Consider the following 21823-nt stretch of genomic DNA (forward strand, 5'->3'; position numbering starts at 1 on the left):
GGGGTGGGCGACGCAATCACGGCGGCATGGGCGACGGATGGTCTGATCTGGCTGTTCGGGATCGCGCTGCTGGCGGGGCTGGTGCGCGGGTTCGCAGGCTTCGGGTCGGCGATGATCTATATGCCGTTGGCCAGCACGATCCTGCCGCCGGTCACGGCACTCGCCACGATGGTGATCTTCGACGTGATCGGGCCATTGCCCAACGTGCCGCGCGCCTGGCGGGAGGGGCGCCGGGCGGAGGTGAAGTTGTTGGTGATGGGGGCGGCGATCGGGTTGCCGCTGGGCCTGTGGGTGCTGACGCGCCTGCCGCCGGAGCCGTTCCGCTGGGCGGTGTCGCTGGTCGTCCTGGGCCTGCTGGCCGTATTGCTGACGGGCTGGCGCTATGGCGGGCCGCGAGGGCGGCCGGTGATCTTCGGAACGGGGATGATCGGCGGCGGACTGGCGGGATCGACGGGGCTCGCCGGCCCGCCAGTGGTGCTGCTTTACGTCGCGGGGCGGGACCGGGAGGCGGTGATCCGGGCGAACATGATCCTGTACCTGTTCTTCGGGGATCTGGTGACGGTGGCGCTGCTTTTCGGGACGGGGCTGGTGGCCGGGCCGACGTTGGCGCTGGGGCTGATGCTGGCGCCGGTGTATCTGGGCGGGAACGTTCTGGGCGCGTGGATCTTCCACAAGGAGGCGGAGCGGTTCTATCGCCGGGTGGCCTATCTGCTGATCGCCGGATCGGCGGTGCTGAGCCTGCCGCTTTTCAGCTGAGGCTTGGCGCCGGGGGCGGGTATGCTAGCTAGGGCGGAAAGGAGGTGGCGCATGCGGCTGAACGAGGTGGTCTATTCCGGCGGGGTTCCGGTTGATGGATACGGGCCGGGGTTCTTTCGCGTGGGCGGCGAGGCGCGCCAGGGCGCCGTGCTGATCGGGCCGGGCGGTGTCGGCGACTGGGCCGGGCTGGACGACCGGGAGCCGCTGCTGGCGCTGGCGGGCGAGATCGACGTGCTGTTCGTGGGCATGGGGGCAGAGATCGCGCCGTTGCCCGCCGCGTTGCGCAACGTGTTGGAGGGCGCGGGGCTGGGGGTCGAGGTCATGGCCTCGCCCGCGGCATGCCGGACCTATAACGTTCTGCTGGGCGAGGGGCGGCGGGTCGCCGTGGCGCTGCTGCCTATCGACGGCGAGGCAGAATGAAGAAGCGCTTTGCGTCCTGGGCTTGATCCGGGATCTCAGCCTGCCGAGCCGCAACGTAACGGGACTTGATGCGACAAGCGGCGCAAGAGGTCCCGCGTCACGCCCGGGACGTGCGACGCCTCATCTTTCAAGTCGGATGTTGTGGAACGTATCCCGAGCTTCCGCCTTTGCGGTCAATGCGTTAAGCCGGACGCATGACGCTTTCCGTGACAGATCTGAGTTGCGCACGCGGCGGGATGCCGGTGCTGGAAGGCGTGTCGTTCACGCTGGAGCCGGGGCGCGTGCTGGTCTTGCGGGGGCCGAACGGAATCGGGAAGACGACGCTTCTGCGGACGATCGCCGGGTTGCAGCCCGCGCTTTCCGGGGAGATCACGGGGGCCGAGGATCGGGTGGCCTATGGCGCCCATGCGGACGGGCTGAAGGCGGCGCTCACCGTATGGGAAAACCTCGCCTTCTGGGCGGGGATCTACGGAACGCCACTGGAGCGGATCAAGCCGGCGCTTTTCGCCTTTGATCTTTATCCGCTGCAATACCGGCAGGCGCAGGCCCTGTCAGCGGGGCAGAAGCGGCGGCTGAGCCTTGCGCGGTTGTTGTTGACCGGGCGGCCGGTCTGGCTTCTGGACGAACCGACGGTATCGATGGATGCGGCCTCGGTCGGGCTGTTCGCCGAGGCCGTGAAGGCGCAGTGCGCGGACGGCGGCTCGGCGCTGATCGCGACGCATATCGATCTGGGGCTGGAGACGGATACGCTGGATCTGACACCTTACAAGGCGACGCCGGTCTGGGAGTTTGCGGACAGGGCCGAGGAAGAGGAGTTCTTTGCGTGATCGCGCTTTTGCGCCGGGATCTGATGCTGGCAGTGCGGGCGGGCGGCGGGTTCGGCCTGGGGCTGGCCTTCTTCCTGATCGTCGTGGTGCTGGTGCCGTTCGGCGTGGGGCCGGAGACGGAATTGCTACGGCGGATCGCGCCGGGGATCCTTTGGGTGGCGGCGCTGCTGTCGGCTTTGCTGACGCTCGACCGGATCTTTGCGCTCGACTGGGAGGACGGGTCGCTGGCGCTGCTGGCGACGTCTCCGCTGCCGATGGAGGGGGTGGCGCTGGTCAAGGCGGCGGCCCATTGGCTGACGACGGGCTTGCCGCTGACGCTGGCGGGGCCGGTGCTGGGGGTGCTGTTGAGCCTCGATCCGGCGGTGGTGCCGGTGCTTCTGGCCTCGCTGGCCATCGGGACGCCCGCGCTGTCGGTCATCGGCGCGTTCGGAGCGGCGGTGACGGTGGGGCTGCGGCGCGGCGGGTTGCTTCTGTCGCTGCTGGTGCTGCCGCTTTACGTGCCGACGCTGATTTTCGGGGCCGAGGCGGTGCGGCTGAGCGCCGAAGGGCAGGGGGCGGGCACGGCGCTGCTGCTGCTGGGCGGCGTGACGCTGGGCACCTGCGCGCTTTTGCCCTTCGCCGCGGCGGCTGTTTTGCGGATCAACCTTCGGTCATCGGCTTGAGGGGGCGCGGCGCGGCGTCTAGATAGCAGACATGTCGATCTGGGAATATGCGAACCCCAAGCGTTTCATCGCGGTAAGCGACCGGGTGGTGCCGTGGCTGTCATGGCTGGCGGCGGTGCTGCTGGTCGTGGGGCTTGGCTGGGGCTTCTTCTTCGTGCCGCGGGCGGAGAATTTCGAGTACAGCGTCAAGATCATCTACGTCCATGTGCCGTCGGCCATGATGGCGATCAACATCTGGGTCATGATGCTGGTCGCCTCGCTGGTCTGGCTGATCCGGCGGCACCACGTGAGCGCCCTGGCCGCCCGCGCCGCGGCGGGCGTGGGTCTGGTGATGACGGTGATGGCACTGTTCACCGGCGCCGTTTGGGGCCAGCCGATGTGGGGCACCTGGTGGGCCTGGGACCCGCGGCTGACCTCGTTTCTGATCCTGTTCCTGTTCTATCTGGGCTATCTGGCGCTTTGGGCCGCGGTCGAGGATCCGGATGCGGCGGCCGATCTGACCTCGGTCCTGTGCCTCGTGGGATCGGTCTTTGCGGTTCTGTCGCGCTATGCGGTGAATTTCTGGAATCAGGGGCTGCATCAGGGCGCGACCCTGTCGCTGGATGCGGAGGAGAACATCGCGGATGTCTACTGGTTCCCGCTGCTGGTGTGCCTGGCGGGCTTCGTCGTGCTGTTCCTGGCGCTGGTCTTCGTGCGGACGACGACGGAGATCCGGCTGCGCCGGGTGGCGGCCCTTCAGCGGCGGGAGGCGATGGCGTGATGACCGGATTGGGGGAATACGCGGCCGAAATCCTGCTGGCCTATGTTGTCTCGATCGCGCTGATCGTCGCCCTTGTCGGCATGAGCTGGGCGCGGGCGCGGCGCGCGAAGCGGCTGCTGGACGAGATGGAGGGTCCGCGTGAGTAAGGTTCTGATCTTTCTGCCGCTTGCAATCTTCGGGGCGCTGGGCGGGCTGATGCTGGCCGGGTTGCAGCGGGAGGACCGGGACAGCACGAACCCGTCGGTTCCGCCTTCGGTCTTCGTCGGCGCGGAGGTGCCGGAGGTCGTGAGCGCACCGCTGTCACCCTATCCGTCCTTCGACACGGCGCTCTTGCAGGAGGACGGGGTGAAGCTGGTGAATTTCTGGGCCAGCTGGTGCCCGCCCTGCCGGGCCGAGCATCCCGCGCTGGAGGAACTGGCGGCGGAGGGGATCCCGATCTACGGGGTGAACATCAAGGATCAGGACGCCGAGGCGGTGAGTTTTCTGGAAGAGCTCGGCAATCCCTATGCCGGGATCACCGTCGATCCGCGGGGGCGGCAGGCCATCGACTGGGGGGTCGTCGCGCCGCCCGAGACCTTCATTATCGATGGGGACGGGGTGATCCGGTTCGTCTTCAAGGGGCCGATCCACCGGGTGATGGATACGGTGATCCGGCCGGAGCTTGCGGCGGCGGCGGAGTAGGGGGAAAATCCTTCTAGAAGGATTTTCGGCTGCAAAATCTTCTAGAAGATTTTGGCTCTAGCGGAGGCGTGCCGCGCCGAAGATCGGGCCGCCTTCGGGGCGTTGCGCGATCACGACGACCGGTTCGGGCCCGGCGACCGGCACGCTTTTTTCGAACGGCGTCCGGGGATCCCAGCGTCCGACGATCTGCCACTCTGACACGATATTGGCATAGGTCAGCGTCCGGCCGCGGTTTTCGCCCCGGGCGATCCTGACCTCCTCGGACGGGATGTACCGGAAGAGGTGGATCTCGATGGGGCCGGACAGATCCGCCGACACTGCGCGGATCGCCAGCACATCGCCTTCGCGGCCCAGCGTCACCACCGCCGCGGGCGGCTGCGCCTGATGCGCCATGATCGTTTCCACCAGCTTCATCGGCTTGATGCCGACCACGTGATCCTGGCCCGCGATCACGAATTGCGGCGTGTAGACCGTGCGTTCCCCGGCAGCGCGGGCATAGGCGCGTTGGCGTTCCGTATGGGCGGGATCGCCGAAGATGTCCTTCCAGCCGATATAGTCCCAGTAATCCACATGCAGGGCGAGCGCGATCACGTCGTCGCGCGGCGCCATCTCGCGCAAGATCGCATCTGCCGGCGGGCAGGACGAACAGCCCTGCGAGGTGAACAACTCCACCACGACCGTCGTCTCGGCCTTTGCCGGTGTCATCAAAAGGGCAGCCATGCAGGCGCCCAAAACCGCCCCAAATCTCATCTCTTGCCTTTCATCCACCCCCGGAGCCCAGAGGTAGGGGAGCATGGCTGAAATGACCAATCAACGCTTTGAGAGAGAGATGTCATGAAACGTCGGCAAATTAGTGTACATTTGCATACCGAAATCACCGATGCCCCCTTGAACGGCTCCCCGGGCCCCGTTAGGTGAGCCCCAAGCCATCCAGCCAGCGAGGAGAGAGACATGCCCATCACCGTCGGCCACGACAGCGCAAAGACCCGCAAAACCCTGACCGCAGGCGGCAGCTCCTTCGCCTATTACTCGATCCCCGCAGCCGAGGAGGCGGGTCTTGGCGATTTCTCGAAACTGCCTGCCGCGCTCAAGGTGGTGCTTGAGAACCTTTTGCGGTTCGAGGATGGCAAGACCGTCACGACCGACGACATCAAGGCGTTTGCCGATTGGGCCGCGAATGGCGGCAAGACCAATCGCGAGATCTCGTACCGCCCGGCGCGCGTCCTGATGCAGGACTTCACCGGCGTGCCTGCGGTCGTCGATCTGGCCGCGATGCGCGACGGGATCGTGGCGCTTGGCGGGGATGCAGAGAAGATCAACCCGCTGAACCCGGTTGACCTTGTCATCGACCACTCGGTGATGATCGACGAGTTCGGCAACCCGCGCGCTTTCCAGCACAATGTGGACCGCGAGTATGAGCGGAACCTCGAACGCTATACGTTTCTCAAGTGGGGCCAGTCGGCCTTCAACAACTTCCGCGTCGTGCCCCCCGGCACCGGCATCTGCCACCAGGTGAACCTGGAATATCTCGCCCAGACCGTCTGGACTGACAAAGATCAGAACGGGGAAGAGGTGGCCTATCCCGACACGCTCGTCGGCACCGACAGTCACACGACCATGGTCAACGGCCTTGCTGTCCTTGGCTGGGGCGTCGGCGGGATCGAGGCCGAGGCGGCGATGCTGGGCCAGCCGATTTCGATGCTGATCCCCGAGGTCGTGGGCTTCAAGCTGACCGGAGAGATGACCGAAGGCACCACCGCGACCGATCTCGTGCTGCGGGTCGTCCAGATGCTGCGCGAGAAAGGCGTCGTCAGCAAATTCGTCGAATTCTACGGTGACGGTCTCGATAACCTGCCGCTGGCCGACCGGGCGACCATCGGCAACATGGCCCCCGAATACGGCGCCACCTGCGGCTTCTTCCCGATCGACAACGAGACGCTGAAATACCTGCGCCTGACGGGCCGCGATGAAGACCGCATCGCGCTGGTTGAAGCCTATGCCAAGGAAAACGGCATGTGGCGCGGTGCCGATTACGATCCGGTCTATACCGACACGCTCGAGCTTGACATGGGCACCGTCATCCCCGCGATCTCCGGCCCCAAGCGCCCGCAGGATCACATCGATCTGACCAAGGCCGCCTCTGCCTTCGCAACCTACGTCAAGGGGGAGCGCGCCAGCGACGCCTCCGAAACCGCCGAGGTCCGCTGGGAAGGCGAAGGCGGCCAGCCCGAACCGCAGCATATTCCCGGCGACGAAGGCCATCATAAGCGCGGCTATGTCGATGCCGATGGCGGTGCCTATCAGCTGCATGACGGCTCGATCGTGATCGCTTCGATCACCTCCTGCACGAATACGTCGAACCCCTATGTGATGATCGGTGCGGGGCTTGTCGCCAAGAAGGCGCGCGAAAAGGGCCTGACGCGCAAGCCATGGGTCAAAACCTCGCTCGCGCCCGGCTCGCAGGTCGTCAGCGAATACCTCGAAGCCTCCGGCCTGCAGGAGGATCTCGACGCGCTCGACTTCCACCTGGTGGGCTACGGCTGCACCACCTGCATCGGCAATTCCGGCCCGCTGGAGCCCGAGATCTCCAAGGCGATCAACGATTACGACCTGATCGGCGTCTCGGTCCTCTCGGGCAACCGCAACTTCGAAGGACGGATCAGCCCCGATGTGCGCGCCAACTACCTCGCCTCGCCGCCACTCGTCGTGGCCTATTCGCTGGTGGGCGACATGAATGTCGACATCACGACCGAGCCGCTGGGGCAGGATCAGGACGGCAACGACGTCTATCTGAAGGACATCTGGCCGTCGCAGAAGGAAATCGCCGACCTGGTCGAGAAGACCGTCACGCGTGAGGCGTTCCAGTCCAAATATGCCGATGTCTTCAAGGGTGACGAGAAGTGGCGCTCGGTCGAAACCACCGACAGCTTGACCTATGACTGGCCGTCCACCTCGACCTACGTGCAGAACCCGCCCTACTTCCAGGGCATGGGCGCGCAGCCGGGCGATATCACGGACGTCAAGGGGGCCAAGATCCTCGCCATGCTGGGCGACATGGTCACGACCGACCACATCTCGCCCGCCGGTTCCTTCAAGGAATCGACGCCAGCCGGCATCTACCTGCGCGAACGGCAAGTCCCCGTGCGCGAGTTCAACTCCTACGGCTCGCGCCGCGGCAATCACGAGGTCATGATGCGCGGCACCTTCGCCAATATCCGCATCCGCAACGAACGGGTGCCGGGGGTCGAGGGCGGATATACGAAGGGCCCGAACGGGGAGCAGATGCCGATCTTTGACGCCGCGATGGCCTTCCAGGAACAGGGGACCCCGCTCGTCATCATCGCGGGCGAGCAATACGGCGCCGGGTCAAGCCGCGACTGGGCGGCCAAGGGCACTGCGCTTCTGGGTGTGAAGGCGGTGATCGCCGAAAGCTACGAGCGCATCCACCGCTCCAACCTCGTCGGCATGGGCGTCATCCCCTTCGAGTTCACCGGCGGCGACAGCCGCAAATCGCTCGAGCTGACGGGCGAGGAAACGGTCGACATCGAAGGCCTTGAAGGGGTCACCCCCGGCCAGGAAGTCCCGGCCAAGATCACCTATGCGGACGGGACCGAGAAGACGATCACGCTCAAATGCCGGATCGATACGGCGGTCGAGAAGGACTATGTCGAAAACGGCGGCGTCCTGCATTACGTGTTGCGCAACCTTGCAAAAGAGGCCGCGTGACCCGGCCGGTCGCCCTCGTCACCGGCGGCGCGCGCGGCATTGGCCGCGCCATCGCCGAGGAGATGGCGGCCGACCATTACATCGCGCTGACCTATCTGGGCGGCGGCCCTGAGGCGGCTGCTTTCGCCGCCGACCATCCGTCGACGCTCCTGATCCAGGCCGACCTGACGGAGATGCCGGCGCAGGTCCTGATCGACCAGGTTGCGGACCATTTTGGGCGGCTCGACCTGCTCGTGAACAATGCGGGTCATGTGCAGGAGAACCCGTGGGACAGCTTCGATGCTGCCATCGCGTCCCATGCGATGCTGCTTAACGCGGTTGTCCCGATGGCGCTTATTGCCGCCGCCGCCCCGAAGATGCCGCGTGGCGCGTCCATCGTGAACATCGCCAGCACCAACGCCCGCTTCCCGCCGAACGCCGCCCCCGATTACGGGGCGAGCAAGGCCGCCCTTCTCAACATCACGACGAGCGCTGCCAAGATGTTCGCGCCTATGGGGCTCCGGGTGAACGCCGTCTCTCCCGGCGCCGTCGAACGCGCTTACAAGCCGCGCCCGGCAGAGATGGTGGCCGAGATCGAGGCGGCCACCCCCTTAGGGGCCATGGCAACGGTGACAGATGTGGCCCGCGCCGTCCGCTTTCTTGCCTCGCCTGCTGCCGCGTCCATCACCGGTGAAGAGATCACGGTTGCGGGGGGCTACGGCCTGTTCTGACAGCGGTCAGTCAACAGGATTTTCTAGAAAATCCTGCAGAAGCAAAATCTTCTAGAAGACTTTGTCTGAGCAAATTTTTCGAGAAAAATTTGGCGATCGCCTTATCGGCTGGGATGGGTCCAGGCCGCGAGGCGGGGCAGGATCAGGGGCGTCAGGTACATCGGGATCTGGTAGCAACCGATGACGAGTAGCAGGTCTGTCGTCGCTGGGGCGGGCAGGACACCGAGGAAGAGGGCGACGTTGCGGTTGCCTGCGGCGACAGCCAGCGGGATGGCGCCGGACGTTCCGGGCCAGAGGCACAGGAGTACCGCCTGAAGGCCGAAGGCCAGCACCGACACGAAGGCGAGCGTGAGGGCCAGTTGCGCCGGGCTCTGGCGGAGCGCGTCGGCGGCCGCGGACATGAGACCGATGACGACGAGGGCGAGCAGGATGGCGGAGGCGGCGTCGATCAGGCTCGGCGCCTTGGCCGCGGCGCCTGTTTTGCGCAGGGCGAAGGCGGCCGCGGCACAGAGGCCGATGATGATGAGCAGGCGCAGGGCCGTCCCAAGGATCGCGGAGGTGTCGCCGAAGGCGGGGGCCAGGGCGAAGACCGGCAGGACGGTGAGCGGCAGGAGCGCGGTGCCGAGGATCGTCTGGCGCAGGGCAGGCGCGGGATCTCCGCCCGCCATGGCGGCGATGGGGGCTGCGCCGGTGATCGGGGCGGCGGTGAGGATCAGCACCGTGCCGAGCGCGAGCGGCCGGTCGAGGATACCAAGCATCAGGAAGAGAACCGCGGCGGCGCAGGGCAGGGCCATCTGGAACACCAGGGTGATCCCGAGCGACCGGGTCATGTCCCGCCGCCCGATGCGGAAGGCCTGCGGCCCGATCTTGAGCATGGCGAGGAAGAGCACCGCGATGACGAGCGGGCCGACATGAGGTTGTATGGCGGCGGCGGCCGCCGGCGAGGCGAGCCCAATGGCGAGCCCGGCGATCAGGATCCAGCGGCCGCGCCCGGCGATTGCCGCGGCCAGCCGTTCGATCATAGCGCGGCGGCGGCGCGGGCGGCCTGATCGTAGCTGCCCGAGAGCGCGCGCAGCAGTGCCGCGACCCGGCTGATATCCGCGGGATCGTGGCCGAGCTGGCGCGCGGCGCGGACGAGCAACGCCTCACGCACCTCTTTGTAGCGGGTGCAAAGCGCCGCGCCCGCCTCAGTGATCTCGACGGTCTTTTCCTTGCCCTTGCGCCCGGCCTTGAGGAGCTTCGCCTGGGTCAGTTTACGGATCGCGTAATTGGCCAGATGCGTGTCCTCGATATTCAGGATCAGGCAGACCTCGGCCAGCGTCTTGGCTCGGCCCCTGTGGTGGACGAGGTGAAGGATCAGCACCTCGAGCGGCGACATGGTAGGCCCGCCCGCCGCCGTCATGCAGCGGACCATCCACCGGTGATAGGCGTTGTTCATCATGGTCACGGCGAACTCGACCTCCGAAAGCGCGGGCAAGGCGCTGTCGGCGAGATGGGCCGACGAGACGACGGGGCCGATATCGGGAAGCGGTTTCTTCGTCATCGGGCGGACATGGTCGAGGGCAGCCAGAGCGCGATCTGGGGAAAGACCATCAGGATCGCGGTGGCCGCGACGAGGAGGAGGAAGAACGGCGCCGCGTAGCGCGCCACGGTGAATATGTCTCGGCCGGTGATCGATTGCAGCACGAACAGGTTGAAGCCCACGGGCGGGGTGATCTGGCTCATCTCCACGACGAGGACGAGGAAGACGCCAAACCAGATTGGGTCGATGCCCGCCGCCAGCACCATCGGCAGGATGACCGAGACGGTCAGCACGACGATGGAGATCCCGTCGAGGAAGAAGCCCAGGACGATGAAGAAGACGAGGAGCGCAGCGAGGAGCGCGTAGGGGGACAGGCCGAGCTCGCCGATCCACGTCGCCAGAGCGCGGGGGATGCCGGTATAGCCCATGGCGCCGGTCAGGAAGGCGGCGCCTGCCAGGATGAAGCCGATCATGCAGGAAGTGATGACGGCGCCCTTCAGGCTGTCCCACGCGCCTTGCCGGTCGATCCCGCCGGAGAGGCCCGAGATGAGAAGGGCACCGACGACGCCGACCACCGCCGCCTCGGTGGGCGAGGCGAGGCCCGCGTAGATCGAGCCGATGACGGCGACGATCAGCAGGATCGTGGGCAGGAGGAGGGTCGCGGCGCGGAGCTTGTCGCCGAGCGGTAGAGGCGCCTCTGCCGCAGGCATCCGGTCGCGGTTCAGGTGGGCCCAGAGCATGACGTAGCCCGCGAACATCGCGGCCAGCATCAGCCCCGGCAGGACGCCTGCGAGGAAGAGGCGGGCAATGGATTGCTCGGTCGCGGCACCATAGACGATCAGGATGATCGAGGGCGGGATGAGGAAACCGAAGGTGCCCGAGCCCGCCAGCGTTCCGATCGCCATGCGGTCGTCATAGCCGCGGGCGCGCAGCTCTGGCAGAGACATGCGGCCGACGGTCGCCGTGGTGGCCGCCGACGAGCCCGAGACGGCGGCAAAGAGCGCGCAGCCCAGGATGTTGACGTGCAAAAGCCCGCCCGGCAGGCGCCGGGTGAAGGGGGAGAGGCCGCGGAACATGTCGGAGGAGAGGCGGGAGCGGAACAGGATCTCGCCCATCCAGATGAACATCGGCAGCGCTGTGAGATCCCAGATGTTGAGCGCGGCCCAGGCCTTGGTCGCGAAGACCGCGCCGACGGGCGCCGGTGTGGCCAGCGTCATCGCGGTCAGCCCCACGACGATCAGCGAGAAGCCCACCCAGAGGCCGAGCGCGAGGCAGAGGAAAAGGACGCCGACGAGGATGAGGGAGAGGGTGGTGAGGTCCATCCTAGTGTCCCGCCTCGTCAAGACTGCGGCCGCTTTCCGCGGCAGCGAAGGCGGGGGTTTCGCCCCTGAGCGCGGTGAGGAGTTCGTCGGCCAGCGCCAGCGCGAAAAGGACGAGGCCGAGCGTCATGGCGCCCTGCGGGATCCAGAGGGGGATCGGGATCATCCCGAAGGAGACCGACTCGAACTGCCAGCTGTCGAGCACCTGAAGCCAACTGTGCCAGGAGGCGAAGCCCGCAAGGGCGAGCGCGGCCGCGAGAACGAGGATCGTCAGCCCTTTGGCGAGCGGCGCCGGCAAGGCGCGCGCGAGCATCGTCACGCGGACATGGCCCGCTGCCCGAAGGGTCCCCGGCAAGGCCAGGAAGGCCGCCGCGACGAAGAGGAAGCCGCCGATTTCGGCCAGCGAGGGGACTTGCAGGCCGATCGCCTCTTGCCCCAGGGCGAGGAGCGCGCGGTCGAGGATGCGGCCCAGGATCTGGACGAAGACCAGCACGGCGATGGTGACGAGGGCGACGGCCGAGGCGGCCAGCGCCGCGGCGTAAGTGAGATCGAGCGCGCGTCGCATGGGCCCTCCTTCCATAGTCGAGGGCCGGGCACCTGGCCCGGCCTCCGTTGGGCGTTTACTGCGCCGCTTCGTAGGCTTCGAGGATGGCGGTGCCTGCCGCGCCAGCGCGTTCGAGCCATTCGGCGGTCATGGTCTCCCCCGCCTCCGCCAGCGCCGTGGCTAGCGCGTCAGACGGTTGCACCACCGACATTCCGTTATCGGCCAGCGCGGCGGTCTGAGTCGCGGTTTCCGCCTCGGACATTTCCCAACCGCGGGCTTCGGCGGCGGCTGCGGCCTCCATCAGGGCGGTCTGTTGATCCTCGGGCAGCGCCTCGAAGGCGTCGGTGTTCACGAAGACGACGTTCTTCGGCAGCCACGCATTCACGTCGACGAAGACCGAGGTGAAGTCCCACGCTTGCGATGACACGCCGGTCGAGGGCGAGGTCATCATCGCCGAGACGCGTCCTGTCGCGAAAGCGGTCGGGATATCGCCCGCCTCGACCTGGGTCGGGACCATGCCGAGCAGGTTGGCAAGCTGTTCGGTCGCCGTGTTGTAGGCGCGGAAGCTGACGCCCTGCAGGGCGGCGGGATCTGTCACCTCTTCGGTCAAGTAGAGCGACTGGCCGGGCCACGGCACGGCGTAGAGAAGCGTCAGGCCCTGGTCCGCCAGAAGCTGTTCCACCGCGGGGCGGGAGGCGGCCCAGAGGGCGCTGGCGTCCTCATAGCCATCGGCGAGGAAGGGGATCGAATCGGCCTCGAAGACCGGGTTTTCGTTGGCGAGCCGCGACAACAGGATTTCTCCGATCGGGGCGAGGCCGCGGCGGACGGCATCCTTGATCTCGGGATGGCCGAAGAGCGATCCGGCGGAGTGGACGGTGATGTCGAGCTGGCCATCCGTCGCCTCGCGCACGTCATTGGCGAACTGGCTGATATTCTGGGTGTGGAACACCGTGTCGCCATAGGGCGTCGGCATGTCCCAGGCGGTTTGCGCGGCGGCGGGAAGGGCGAGGGCTGTCAGTGCGGTGGCAAGCGCCAGGCGGCGGAGCGAAAGGGTCATGGGTCGGATCTCCCGATGTTGGTCGGCCCGGGCTGGCCGGGCGGGTTCGTCCGGATTCTTGATTGACCCGGCGTAAGGAAGAGGTTGACCATTCATCGGCAATTTGTCAACAAAATGTCATCGTTTGCCGTGGCGGGTCTTGTTGCCGCTGTGGAATGCCGGGAAAACAGGCAAGCTGCCTGCAGGGAGATCGCCATGACAGATGCCACCGCGCCCCAACGCTGGGATTTCTGGATCGATCGCGGCGGCACGTTCACCGATGTGGTGGGGCGCGAGCCGGGCGGCGAGATGCGCCCCCTGAAGCTGTTGTCCGAGAACCCGGAGGCCTATGAGGACGCGGCGATCGAGGGGATCCGGCGGCTGCTGGGCGGAGAGATCGACCCGGCGCGGATCGGCACGGTCAAGATGGGCACGACGGTCGCGACCAACGCGTTGCTGGAGCGGAAGGGCGACCGGACGCTGCTGCTGATCACGCGGGGGTTCCGTGACGCGTTGCGGATCGCCTACCAGGCGCGGCCCGATATCTTCGCCAAGGAAATCGTGCTGCCCGAACAGCTGTATGAGCGTGTGATCGAGGTGGAGGAGCGGTTTCGCGCGGACGGATCGGTCGAGCTGCCTTTGGAGGCTGAGGCGCTGCGGCCAGAGCTTGAGGCCGCGCGGGCTGACGGGATCGACGCGGTCGCGATCGTGCTGATGCATTCCTGGAAGAACCCCGATCACGAGGCGGCGCTGGCAAAGATGGTGCGCGGCATGGGCTTCACCCAGGTTTCGGTCAGCCATGAGGTCAGCCCGCTGGTCAAGCTGGTGGGTCGCGGCGACACGACGGTGGTCGATGCCTACCTGTCGCCGATCCTGGGCCGCTACGTCGCGCGGGTGGCCGGTGCTTTGGGCGCGACCCCCGCGACGGAGGATGGGCCGACGCTGCAATTCATGATGTCCTCCGGCGGGATGACGGCGGCGGAGCGGTTTCAGGGCAAGGATGCGATCCTGTCCGGCCCCGCGGGCGGCGTTGTCGGCATGGTCGAGACGGCGGGCGATGCGGGGTTCGAGAAGGTCATCGGCTTCGACATGGGCGGCACCTCGACCGACGTGGCGCATTTCGCGGGCGATTATGAGCGTGCCTTCGATACCGAGGTCGCGGGCGTGCGGATCCGGGCGCCGATGATGCGCATCCATACCGTGGCCGCGGGCGGCGGGTCGATCCTGCATGCGGATCCGGGCCGGTTCCGGGCGGGGCCCGATTCGGCAGGCGCCGATCCCGGGCCGGCCTGCTATCGCCGGGGCGGCCCGCTGACGGTAACGGATGCGAACGTGATGCTGGGCAAGCTACGGCCCGAGTTCTTTCCGCGGGTCTTCGGGCCCGGGCAGGACGAGCCACTCGATGCCGAGGTCGTCCGCGCCAAGTTCGCCGAGATCGCGGCGGCGGAGAGCAAGTCACCCGAGGCGGTGGCCGAGGGCTTTCTGACGATCGCGATCGAGAACATGGCCAACGCGATCAAGAAGATCAGCGTCCAGCGCGGCTATGACGTGACGAAGTATCTGCTGAACGCCTTCGGCGGCGCGGCGGGGCAGCATGCCTGCCTTGTCGCCGATGCGCTGGGGATGGAGGCTGTGCTGATCCATCCGCTGTCCGGGCTGCTGTCGGCCTACGGGATCGGGCGCGCCACGGTGGCGGCCAGCCGCCAGCAGGCGCTGGTGGAGCCGTTGGGGTCGGGCAGTCTTGACGCCATCGCGGCGCTGGAGGCGGAGTTGCAGAAGGCCGTGGGCGCAGAGCTGTCCGAGCAGGGGATCGATGCGGGTACGGCTGCGTCTGTGACGCGGCTGCATCTGCGTTATGAGGGGACGGATACGGCGCTTCCCGTGACGTGGGATGGGGACGCCGAGGCGGCGCGGGACGAGTTCGAGGCGGCGCACAAGGCGCAGTTCGGCTTTGTCAGCCCGGGCAAGCCGGTGACCGTGGAGACGGTCGAGGTCGAGATGACGGAAGCGGCCCGCGAAACCGGCCCGGCTGCGGAGGGCGCGGTCGAGGCGCGGAAAGCGGCCTCGAACCAGACCGTGCCGGTCTTCTGCAACGGCAAAGAGGTGCAGGCGGCCGTCTTCCGGCGGGAGGGTCTGACACCCGGCGACCGGATGACCGGCCCCGCACTGATCATCGAGCCGAACCAGACAATCGTCGTCGAACCCGGCTGGACGGCGGAGCTGACCGCGCGGGACGACATCCTGATGCGGCGCCATGAGAAGATGGCGCGCACCTCGGCCGCGGGGACGGTCGAGGCGGATCCCATTCTGCTGGAGGTCTTCAACAACCTTTTCATGAACATCGCCGAGCAGATGGGCGTGGCGCTGCAGAACACGGCGCATTCGGTGAACATCAAGGAGCGCCTCGATTTTTCCTGCGCGGTCTTCGATGCGGACGGTGCGCTGGTGGCGAATGCGCCGCACATGCCGGTGCATCTGGGATCCATGGACCGCAGTGTGGAGACGGTGATCCGCCTGAACGAAGGGAAGATCCGGCCCGGCGACGTCTTTGCGCTGAACGCGCCCTATAACGGTGGAACCCATCTGCCGGACATCACGGTCGTCTCGCCGGTCTTCGATGACGCCGCCGCCGGGATCCTCTTTTGGGTGGCAAGCCGGGGGCACCACGCCGATGTGGGCGGGACCGCGCCGGGGTCGATGACGCCGCTGGCCACGACGGTCGACGAGGAAGGCGTGCTGTTCGATAATTTCGTGCTGGTCGAGGAGGGGAGTTTTCGAGAGGAGGCGCTGCGCGACCTGCTGACCGACCATCCCTACCCGGCGCGCAATCCCGACCAGAACATCGCCGACCTGAAAGCCCAGATCGCCGCGAACGAACGTGGCGCGGCGGAGCTGCGACGGATGGTGGGCGAGTTCGGCCTGGAGACCGTGCAGGCCTATATGGGCCACGTCCAGGACAATGCCGCCGAGGAGGTGCGGCGGTTGCTCGGGCGGCTCGAGGATTGCGCGTACGAGTATCCAACCGATACCGGCCAGGCGATCCGCGTGAAGATCACCGTCGACCGCGAGGCGCGCGAGGCGGTGGTCGATTTCACCGGGACGAGCCCTGCGACCGACAACAACTTCAATGCCCCCGAACCGGTGGCGCGGGCCGCTGTGCTGTATTGCTTCCGCGTGATGGTCGAGGCGCCGATCCCGATGAATGCCGGCTGCCTGCGCCCGATTCGCATCGTGATCCCCGAGGGCTGCATGCTGCGCCCGGAGTACCCGCGCGCGGTCGTCGCCGGCAATGTCGAGACGTCACAGCACGTGACCAACGCGATCTTCGGGGCGCTCGGCGTGATCGCCAACAGCCAGGGGACGATGAACAACCTGACCTTCGGCAACGAGACCTATCAGTATTACGAGACGATCTGCTCGGGCTCGCCCGCCGGGGTGACGAATTCCGGTCGCGGCTTTGCGGGGACGTCGGGGGTCCATGTCCATATGACGAATTCCCGCCTGACCGATCCGGAGGTACTGGAGATGCGGTTTCCGGTGCTTTTGGAGCGTTTCGGGTTGCGCAAAGGCTCAGGTGGGCGGGGCGCGTATCCTGCGGGGGACGGGACGGAGCGGCGTCTGCGGTTTCTGGAACGGATGGATTGCGCGATCCTGTCCTCGCACCGAAGGATCCCGCCGCGGGGCCTCGAGGGCGGCGGCGATGGTGAGGTTGGGCGGACCGAGGTGAGGCGCGGCGACGGTCGGGTCGAGACCTTGCGCGCCTGCGATCAGACTATCCTCGACGCTGGCGAGACGATCACCGTCATCACGCCCACCGCAGGCGGCTTCGGGGCAGGGTGAGGGACGCAAAATTTTCTAGAAAATTTTGACCGGGCAAATCCTTCTAGAAGGATTTGGGTTTCAGGATTTTCTAGAAAATCCTGCCTGTTCAGAGCTTGCGGTGGGGTTTCCAGCGGCGGTGGAACCAGAACCATTGGCCGGGATGAGTGGCGATGCGGGCCTCGAGCCGGCGGGTGGCCTCTTCCATCATTGCGACCGGATCGGTCCGGGCGATCGGCGCCTCCACCGCGATCTCGAAGGACAGGCCGTCGGGCTGGCGGATACCGAAATAGGGCACCATGAGCGCATCGTATTTCAGCGCCATCTCGGCGGCGGAAAGGCTCGTGGGCGCGGGCTGACCGAGGAAGTTGATCACAGCGCCTTCGCGCGACCAGATGTCGAAGAAGAGCGTCGCCATGCCGCCGTCCCGCAGGTGCTTGACGAAGCCCGCTGTGCCGCGGCGGCCTTGTTCGAAGACGGGCCCCGAGACACGCTCCATCGTGCGGGCGTAATGGGCGTTGAAAAAGGGGTTGGCCATCGGGCGGTAGAGGCCGCCGATTGTGAATCCTTTCGCATCAAGCGCATGGCGGGGGGCTTCGTAATTGCCGAAATGGCCGGTGACGAAGATGACGGGGCGGTTCTCGGCGCGAGCCTGTTCGATGGCAGGCAGACCGTCGCCGGTGATCGGCGCGGCGCCAGCCTGGGCGCGCAGGCCCTTGTGGGAATAGTTCTCGATCAGCGTGCGGCCGGCATTGCCGAGGGCGGCGTCGGCGATCTCGCGGCGCTCTGCCTCGGGCCTGTCGGGATAGATATAGGCCAGGTGATCGAGCGCGCGGCGACGGAAGCCGGCCATCGGACCGAGGACGTGGCGGAGTGTCGTGTCGAGGAGGGTGGTTCGGGTGGCGTAGGGCAGCCGCTTGGCGGTCCAGATCAGGCTGCGCGCCGCGCGGTCGGTCAGCCAGTGGGCGGCGCCGCCTTCGTCCTGCCGGAACTGTCCCATTTCGCCGCCCTCGTCTCGCGGTGCCAGACATAGAGACCGGCCCCCGCGATCACAAGCGCGCCCAAGACTGTCGCCGCGTCGGGCCAGAGGCCGAAGACGGCAAGCTGGAGGAGCGTCGCCCAGAGGAAGGACGCGTAGAAGAAGGGCGCCAGCACACCCGCCTCGGCCAGGCTGAGTGCGCGGATGAGAAAAAGCTGGCCCGCCGCGCCGAAGAGGCCGATGCCGATGAGGAACGGCCAGTCGGAGGGGATGAGCGGCTGCCATGCGAAGGGGACGGCGGCGCTGAGGATCACCATCGCGAAGAGGGGGGCGTAGAAGAGCGAGGTCCAGACATCCTCGTCACTGCCGACGAAGCGCGTGGTCAGCGCGTAGCCAGCGTAGCAAAGCGTGCCGGCGATGACGAGAAGGCCCCAGGCGGTGAACGCTTCTGTCCCGGGCCGGATGATGATCAGCGCCCCTGTGAGGCCGACGAACACGGCGAGCAGGCGGGCGCGTCCGAGCTTTTCGCCGAGGAAGAGCGCGCCGCCAAGGGTCAGCCAGAGCGGGGCGATCTGGCCGATGGCGATGTTTTCGGTGAGCTCCAGCCCCAGATAGCTCGCGAAGAAGAAGGCCGAAGCGGCGAAGAGGAAGACGGAGCGCAGGAGTTGAAGCCCGGGATAGCGGGTGCGCAGGACGCTGCGAAACCGGGGCAGGATAATGAGCGTGACGATCACGACCTGCACAACGTAGCGGAACCAGAGGGTCTGCAGGAGGTGGACACGCTCGGCCAGGAGTTTGGCCATCAGGTCCATGCAGGTGAACATCAAGCCGCCCGCGAGAAAGATCAGGATGCCGCGGGCGGTCGGGCTCATTCCGGTTGTCGCGGCAGGCCGGTGCCGATCATGCTGTCGCGGGTGACGAGGGCGGCGAGTGCTTCTTCGGTCAGGTCATCGGTTCCGGCGGGGCGTTCTGGCAGGACGATATAGCGCATGTCAGCGGTGGAATCGTGGACGCGGATTTCGGTGGCTTCAGGCAGCGTCACGCCGAATTCGGCCAGCACCTTGCGCGGTTCGCGGACCGTGCGCGAGCGGTAGGCGCGAGATTTGTACCAGTCGGGCGGCGGGCCGATCAGGTAGCGCGGGTAGCAGGAGCAGAGGGTGCAGACGACGACGTTGTGGAGGCCGGGGCGGTTTTCGACCGCGATGAGGTGCATCGGGCCGATATCGAAGCCCATTCCGTGGCAGGCGGCGGAAGCATCTTTCAGGAGGCTCGCCTTGAAGGCGGGATCGGACCAGGCGCGCGCGACGACCTTGGCGCCGTCGGCGGGAGAGCGGGCATCCATCGCGTCGATGGCCTGGGCGATTTCGGTGGCGTCCGTGACGCCCTTTTCGATGAGGAGCTCGCGGACGGCGATCTCCATGCTCTGCCAGTAGGTGAGCGGTTCGTCGTTGTCGGGCCGCGGCGGGGCGTGATGGTCGTGCGGCATCAGGCGGGCTCCAGCCAGTGGGCGTAGATTTCCGCTTCGAGCGTGTCGGCGGGGGCTTCGGCGCGGTCGCCCCAGATTTCGGCCATGGTGAAGCGGACGCGGTAGAGCGGCTGCGTGTCGGCGGGCAGGCCGTAGGCGAGCTGTTCGGGGTTGCCGAAGGGGCCAAGGCGGCGCTCAACCTCGCCTCTGCGGCCGCGCAGATAGGCCGGTGTACGGACATGGCCGGGCGGGTGCCAGTCGCGGACGCGGACGGGATCGCCGGGGGCGAAATCGGTCATTTCGCGGCCTCGCCATAGGTGGGGCCGCGTGCGGCGACCTGTTCCATCTTCGCGGCAAGCTCTGCCGTCGTGTAGGTGCCGCGGCCGATCAGGTTGCGGTTCACAGCGGCGATCCAGCGTTCGTAGTAGCTCATCGTCTCGAAGGCGTCGGGCCCCAGCTCTTCGAGGGCAGCGCGCAGGGCATCGACGGTGAAGAGGCCCTTGCCCGCGCAGAGGACGAGGAGCGCGTCGACCCGCTTTTCCCAGAGCGCGTGATCGTGGTCGTCGGGCACGACGGGGCCAGCGGCGTCGCCGCCCATGTCGTGCCAGGATTTCGGTGTGCTGCCCGCCATGAGGCAGAGCCTAGGCGGGTCGCGGGGGCGTGTCCATCGCCGCCTCAGGCGGCGGCGCGCAGGCGGGCGCGGATGTATTTCCCGGCCGAACGGAAGTGGCTTGCGCCAGAGGCTTCAGCGAAGCGGCCTGCTGTCCAATTGTTCTTGGCGCCGGGCATGGGGCCGCCGTAAAGCGCCTTTTCGGAGAGGCTTTCGATGCGCTCCATGAGCAGCTTGTAGCGGTCGTCGAGCATGGACTTGGCTGCGTTCCAATCGAGACCGGCCTGCTTCTGCCGTAGGTCTGCGTTGTAGCGCTTGAGATCGTTCCACTTGTAGCCTTCGGCGGGGAAATGGACCGTTTTGCCGGCACGGCCATCGGCCTCCCAGCCGAGGAAGAGATCGATCCAGTGGGCGCGGTGGGCGATCACATCCTTGATCGACGTATCGTCCTCGTCCTTCACAAGGGCCGCGTCTTCCGGAATGACAGCAATCAGTTTGCTGAGCTTAGCGTATTCCTTTTCCGACAGGGTCAGGAGGTCTTTCTTGGTGATCGCCGGCATCATCCTCTCCGCAGGTGGTTCGGGGCGAGGATGCGGCAGGGTTAGGCGGGTGGCCTTGACGGGGATCAAGTGTCGGCGTCTTCTTCCTCGAGCAGGGTGATTTCCCCGCCCGCAGCGAGGGCGCGGATGGCATCGACGACGTCGGTCATCGCCGCCTCGCCATCGGCGGGGGCGATCTTGCCCACCTCTTCGATCTGGTCGCGGAGCTGGCCCGCCATGCGCTGGGAGATGTTGTCGAGCAGGAAGTCGGCTGACGCCGCCTCTTTCCCGTCGGTCGTCTTGGCGAAGGTGAGGGCGATGACGAGTGTGTCGTTGTCGACCTCGCGCAGGATCGCGGGGATATCCTTGGCCTCGAGCCGGTCGGCGATGTCGGCGAAGGTGAAGATCGTGCGGCGGACCTGGGTGGCGAAGACCTCGTCTTCTTCCGTCAGGCCGCCGAGGACGTCTTCGCGCGTGATGGCCTGGGAGGAGTTGAGGATCGCGCCGATCCGGTCGACCGGTTCGCCCGAAAACGCGCGCGGTGGGATGTCGTCGAGTTGCCGCGCCAGCGCTTCCCCGATCCGGGCGACGGCCTGCGGCGTGATGCCCGAGGTTTGGGAGACGGCATAGGTGATCCGCCGGGCCTGGTCGCCGGGAACGAGGCCAAGAAGCGCCGCCGCTTTCTTGACGGGCAGCTTGGAGAGCAGAACCGCTCCGATCTCGACCCCTTCGCGTTCGAGGATGGGGAGCAGATCCTCAGGTTCCAGCGCGCGCAGGCGATCCCAGGGGTCGATCCGGTCGTTGAGCGCGTTGCGGGTGCGGAAGGCGCGGGCGGTGTCGTCGCTGATCCGGCCGTCGAGGAGGTTGAGGGCGTTGCGGGCGCCGCCACCGAAGCTGATGGCGAGCGCGTCGAGTTCCGAGGCGAATTCCTCGGCCACGCTTTTCAGGGTCGCCTTGTCGATCGAGCGCAGGTCGGCGATTGCTTCGGTCAGGGCAAGCTGTTCGTCGGTCGTGAGGCTCTGGAGTGAGAAATCGGCGCCTTCGGCAATCAGCCATTTGACGACAATCGCCGCTTTCTGGCGCCGGGAGAGCGACAGGAGCGGTGGCGGCCCGGGCGGTGCCGGTGTGGTTTCGGGCGGGGCTGTGTCTGCGACACTCATGGCAGGTCTCCGTCTAGCGGGGCGGACCTGCGAGCTTTAGCCGGAGGGTGGTAAAGGAAGGCTTTACGGATATGCGATCCGGCGCCAACCGAAGCGTGGCCCAGTGGGGGTGCCACAGATGTTACGGAGAGATTGGTCCACCGGGCGGCGGGCCGCGCGGAGTGTGACGGGGAGAAGCCGCGAATCAGGTGTTAACGCAGGTTTGGACAGCAAATACGGCCATGCGGCATCCGGGCGGCATGACGTCGGCATCACGTCGGAGGGGTGGACGCAACATCGGCCGGCTAA

Annotated in this window: 23 protein-coding genes; 10 read left to right on the plus strand and 13 right to left on the minus strand. The window is 66.7% G+C overall.

The features are described 5' to 3' along the window. Window positions 1-3 precede the first annotated feature (3 nt). From AADZ90_RS07335 to AADZ90_RS07365, 7 genes are all read left to right on the plus strand, one after another. On the plus strand, window positions 4-756 hold the full coding sequence (locus AADZ90_RS07335; RefSeq protein ID WP_367311875.1) for a sulfite exporter TauE/SafE family protein: 753 nt from the start codon (window positions 4-6) through the stop codon (window positions 754-756). A 51-nt stretch (window positions 757-807) separates the two neighbouring features. Then, window positions 808-1176 carry an Mth938-like domain-containing protein gene (locus AADZ90_RS07340; protein WP_367311874.1) on the plus strand — a complete coding sequence of 123 codons (369 nt, stop codon included), beginning with the start codon at window positions 808-810 and terminating at the stop codon, window positions 1174-1176. A 194-nt stretch (window positions 1177-1370) separates the two neighbouring features. Beyond that, a complete protein-coding gene (gene ccmA / locus AADZ90_RS07345; RefSeq protein ID WP_367311873.1) occupies window positions 1371-2003 on the plus strand; it encodes a heme ABC exporter ATP-binding protein CcmA in 633 nt (210 codons plus the stop codon). Then, window positions 2000-2665 (plus strand): heme exporter protein CcmB, encoded by a 666-nt coding sequence (gene ccmB / locus AADZ90_RS07350; RefSeq protein WP_367311872.1) that lies wholly within the window; start codon window positions 2000-2002, stop codon window positions 2663-2665. Before ccmA ends, ccmB begins: the two co-directional genes overlap by 4 nt. 31 nt (window positions 2666-2696) lie before the next feature. Then, window positions 2697-3425 (plus strand): heme ABC transporter permease, encoded by a 729-nt coding sequence (locus AADZ90_RS07355; protein WP_367311871.1) that lies wholly within the window; start codon window positions 2697-2699, stop codon window positions 3423-3425. Next, the gene (gene ccmD / locus AADZ90_RS07360; RefSeq protein ID WP_367311870.1) at window positions 3425-3571 is read left to right on the plus strand and encodes a heme exporter protein CcmD; all 147 of its coding nucleotides are present in this window, start codon (window positions 3425-3427) and stop codon (window positions 3569-3571) included. Before AADZ90_RS07355 ends, ccmD begins: the two co-directional genes overlap by 1 nt. Continuing rightward, the gene (locus AADZ90_RS07365; protein ID WP_367311869.1) at window positions 3564-4106 is read left to right on the plus strand and encodes a DsbE family thiol:disulfide interchange protein; all 543 of its coding nucleotides are present in this window, start codon (window positions 3564-3566) and stop codon (window positions 4104-4106) included. Before ccmD ends, AADZ90_RS07365 begins: the two co-directional genes overlap by 8 nt. A 57-nt stretch (window positions 4107-4163) precedes the next feature. Here AADZ90_RS07365 and AADZ90_RS07370 read toward each other — a convergent pair whose 3' ends face one another. Further along, entirely contained in the window at window positions 4164-4826 is a 663-nt protein-coding gene (locus AADZ90_RS07370) for a DUF1223 domain-containing protein (protein ID WP_367311868.1), read from the minus strand. Window positions 4827-5057: 231 nt separating this feature from the next. Here AADZ90_RS07370 and acnA point away from each other — a divergent pair, with 231 nt between their 5' ends. Then, window positions 5058-7832, plus strand: coding sequence for an aconitate hydratase AcnA (gene acnA, locus AADZ90_RS07375; RefSeq protein WP_367311867.1), 2775 nt, complete (start codon window positions 5058-5060; stop codon window positions 7830-7832). Further along, window positions 7829-8542, plus strand: a complete 714-nt coding sequence (locus AADZ90_RS07380) for an SDR family NAD(P)-dependent oxidoreductase (RefSeq protein WP_367311866.1) — start codon at window positions 7829-7831, stop codon at window positions 8540-8542. The genes acnA and AADZ90_RS07380 overlap by 4 nt, the downstream gene beginning before the upstream one ends. Window positions 8543-8643: 101 nt before the next feature. Here AADZ90_RS07380 and AADZ90_RS07385 read toward each other — a convergent pair whose 3' ends face one another. Genes AADZ90_RS07385 through AADZ90_RS07405 form a run of 5 tightly spaced genes read right to left on the minus strand, consistent with a single transcriptional unit; the run spans window position 8644 to window position 12984 of the window. Continuing rightward, entirely contained in the window at window positions 8644-9564 is a 921-nt protein-coding gene (locus AADZ90_RS07385) for a hypothetical protein (protein WP_367311865.1), read from the minus strand. After that, on the minus strand, window positions 9561-10085 hold the full coding sequence (locus AADZ90_RS07390) for a winged helix DNA-binding protein (protein ID WP_367311864.1): 525 nt from the start codon (window positions 10083-10085) through the stop codon (window positions 9561-9563). The genes AADZ90_RS07385 and AADZ90_RS07390 overlap by 4 nt, the downstream gene beginning before the upstream one ends. Continuing rightward, a complete protein-coding gene (locus AADZ90_RS07395) occupies window positions 10082-11386 on the minus strand; it encodes a TRAP transporter large permease (protein ID WP_367311863.1) in 1305 nt (434 codons plus the stop codon). Before AADZ90_RS07395 ends, AADZ90_RS07390 begins: the two co-directional genes overlap by 4 nt. 1 nt (window position 11387) lies before the next feature. Continuing rightward, window positions 11388-11948, minus strand: coding sequence for a TRAP transporter small permease (locus AADZ90_RS07400; protein ID WP_367311862.1), 561 nt, complete (start codon window positions 11946-11948; stop codon window positions 11388-11390). 55 nt (window positions 11949-12003) lie between these two features. Further along, a complete protein-coding gene (locus AADZ90_RS07405) occupies window positions 12004-12984 on the minus strand; it encodes a TRAP transporter substrate-binding protein (RefSeq protein ID WP_367311861.1) in 981 nt (326 codons plus the stop codon). 195 nt (window positions 12985-13179) lie between these two features. On the opposite strand from AADZ90_RS07405, the gene AADZ90_RS07410 reads away from it, so the two are divergent. Then, entirely contained in the window at window positions 13180-16803 is a 3624-nt protein-coding gene (locus AADZ90_RS07410) for a hydantoinase B/oxoprolinase family protein (RefSeq protein ID WP_367311860.1), read from the plus strand. An 88-nt stretch (window positions 16804-16891) separates the two neighbouring features. On the opposite strand, the gene AADZ90_RS07415 is transcribed toward AADZ90_RS07410, so the two are convergent. The 7 genes from AADZ90_RS07415 to AADZ90_RS07445 all read right to left on the minus strand — a co-directional run bounded on the left by AADZ90_RS07415 (window position 16892) and on the right by AADZ90_RS07445 (window position 21535). Next, window positions 16892-17782, minus strand: a complete 891-nt coding sequence (locus AADZ90_RS07415) for a lysophospholipid acyltransferase family protein (protein ID WP_367311859.1) — start codon at window positions 17780-17782, stop codon at window positions 16892-16894. Continuing rightward, window positions 17737-18633, minus strand: coding sequence for a DMT family transporter (locus AADZ90_RS07420; protein WP_367311858.1), 897 nt, complete (start codon window positions 18631-18633; stop codon window positions 17737-17739). Before AADZ90_RS07420 ends, AADZ90_RS07415 begins: the two co-directional genes overlap by 46 nt. Further along, on the minus strand, window positions 18630-19247 hold the full coding sequence (gene nthA / locus AADZ90_RS07425; protein ID WP_367311857.1) for a nitrile hydratase subunit alpha: 618 nt from the start codon (window positions 19245-19247) through the stop codon (window positions 18630-18632). The genes AADZ90_RS07420 and nthA overlap by 4 nt, the downstream gene beginning before the upstream one ends. Continuing rightward, window positions 19247-19525 (minus strand): SH3-like domain-containing protein, encoded by a 279-nt coding sequence (locus AADZ90_RS07430; protein ID WP_367311856.1) that lies wholly within the window; start codon window positions 19523-19525, stop codon window positions 19247-19249. The genes nthA and AADZ90_RS07430 overlap by 1 nt, the downstream gene beginning before the upstream one ends. Then, window positions 19522-19857: a ScnB-like protein gene (locus tag AADZ90_RS07435; RefSeq protein ID WP_367311855.1), complete on the minus strand. Its 336-nt coding sequence runs from the start codon at window positions 19855-19857 to the stop codon at window positions 19522-19524. The genes AADZ90_RS07430 and AADZ90_RS07435 overlap by 4 nt, the downstream gene beginning before the upstream one ends. Before the next feature lie 44 nt (window positions 19858-19901). Next, the gene (locus AADZ90_RS07440) at window positions 19902-20396 is read right to left on the minus strand and encodes a ClbS/DfsB family four-helix bundle protein (protein WP_367311854.1); all 495 of its coding nucleotides are present in this window, start codon (window positions 20394-20396) and stop codon (window positions 19902-19904) included. A 65-nt stretch (window positions 20397-20461) separates the two neighbouring features. Beyond that, window positions 20462-21535: a flagellar motor switch protein FliG gene (locus AADZ90_RS07445; RefSeq protein WP_367311853.1), complete on the minus strand. Its 1074-nt coding sequence runs from the start codon at window positions 21533-21535 to the stop codon at window positions 20462-20464. Between the last annotated feature and the right edge of the window lie 288 nt (window positions 21536-21823).

The sequence above is a fragment of the Aestuariibius violaceus genome, assembly GCF_040779325.2.
In the GTDB taxonomy this organism is placed as follows: domain Bacteria; phylum Pseudomonadota; class Alphaproteobacteria; order Rhodobacterales; family Rhodobacteraceae; genus Aestuariibius; species Aestuariibius violaceus.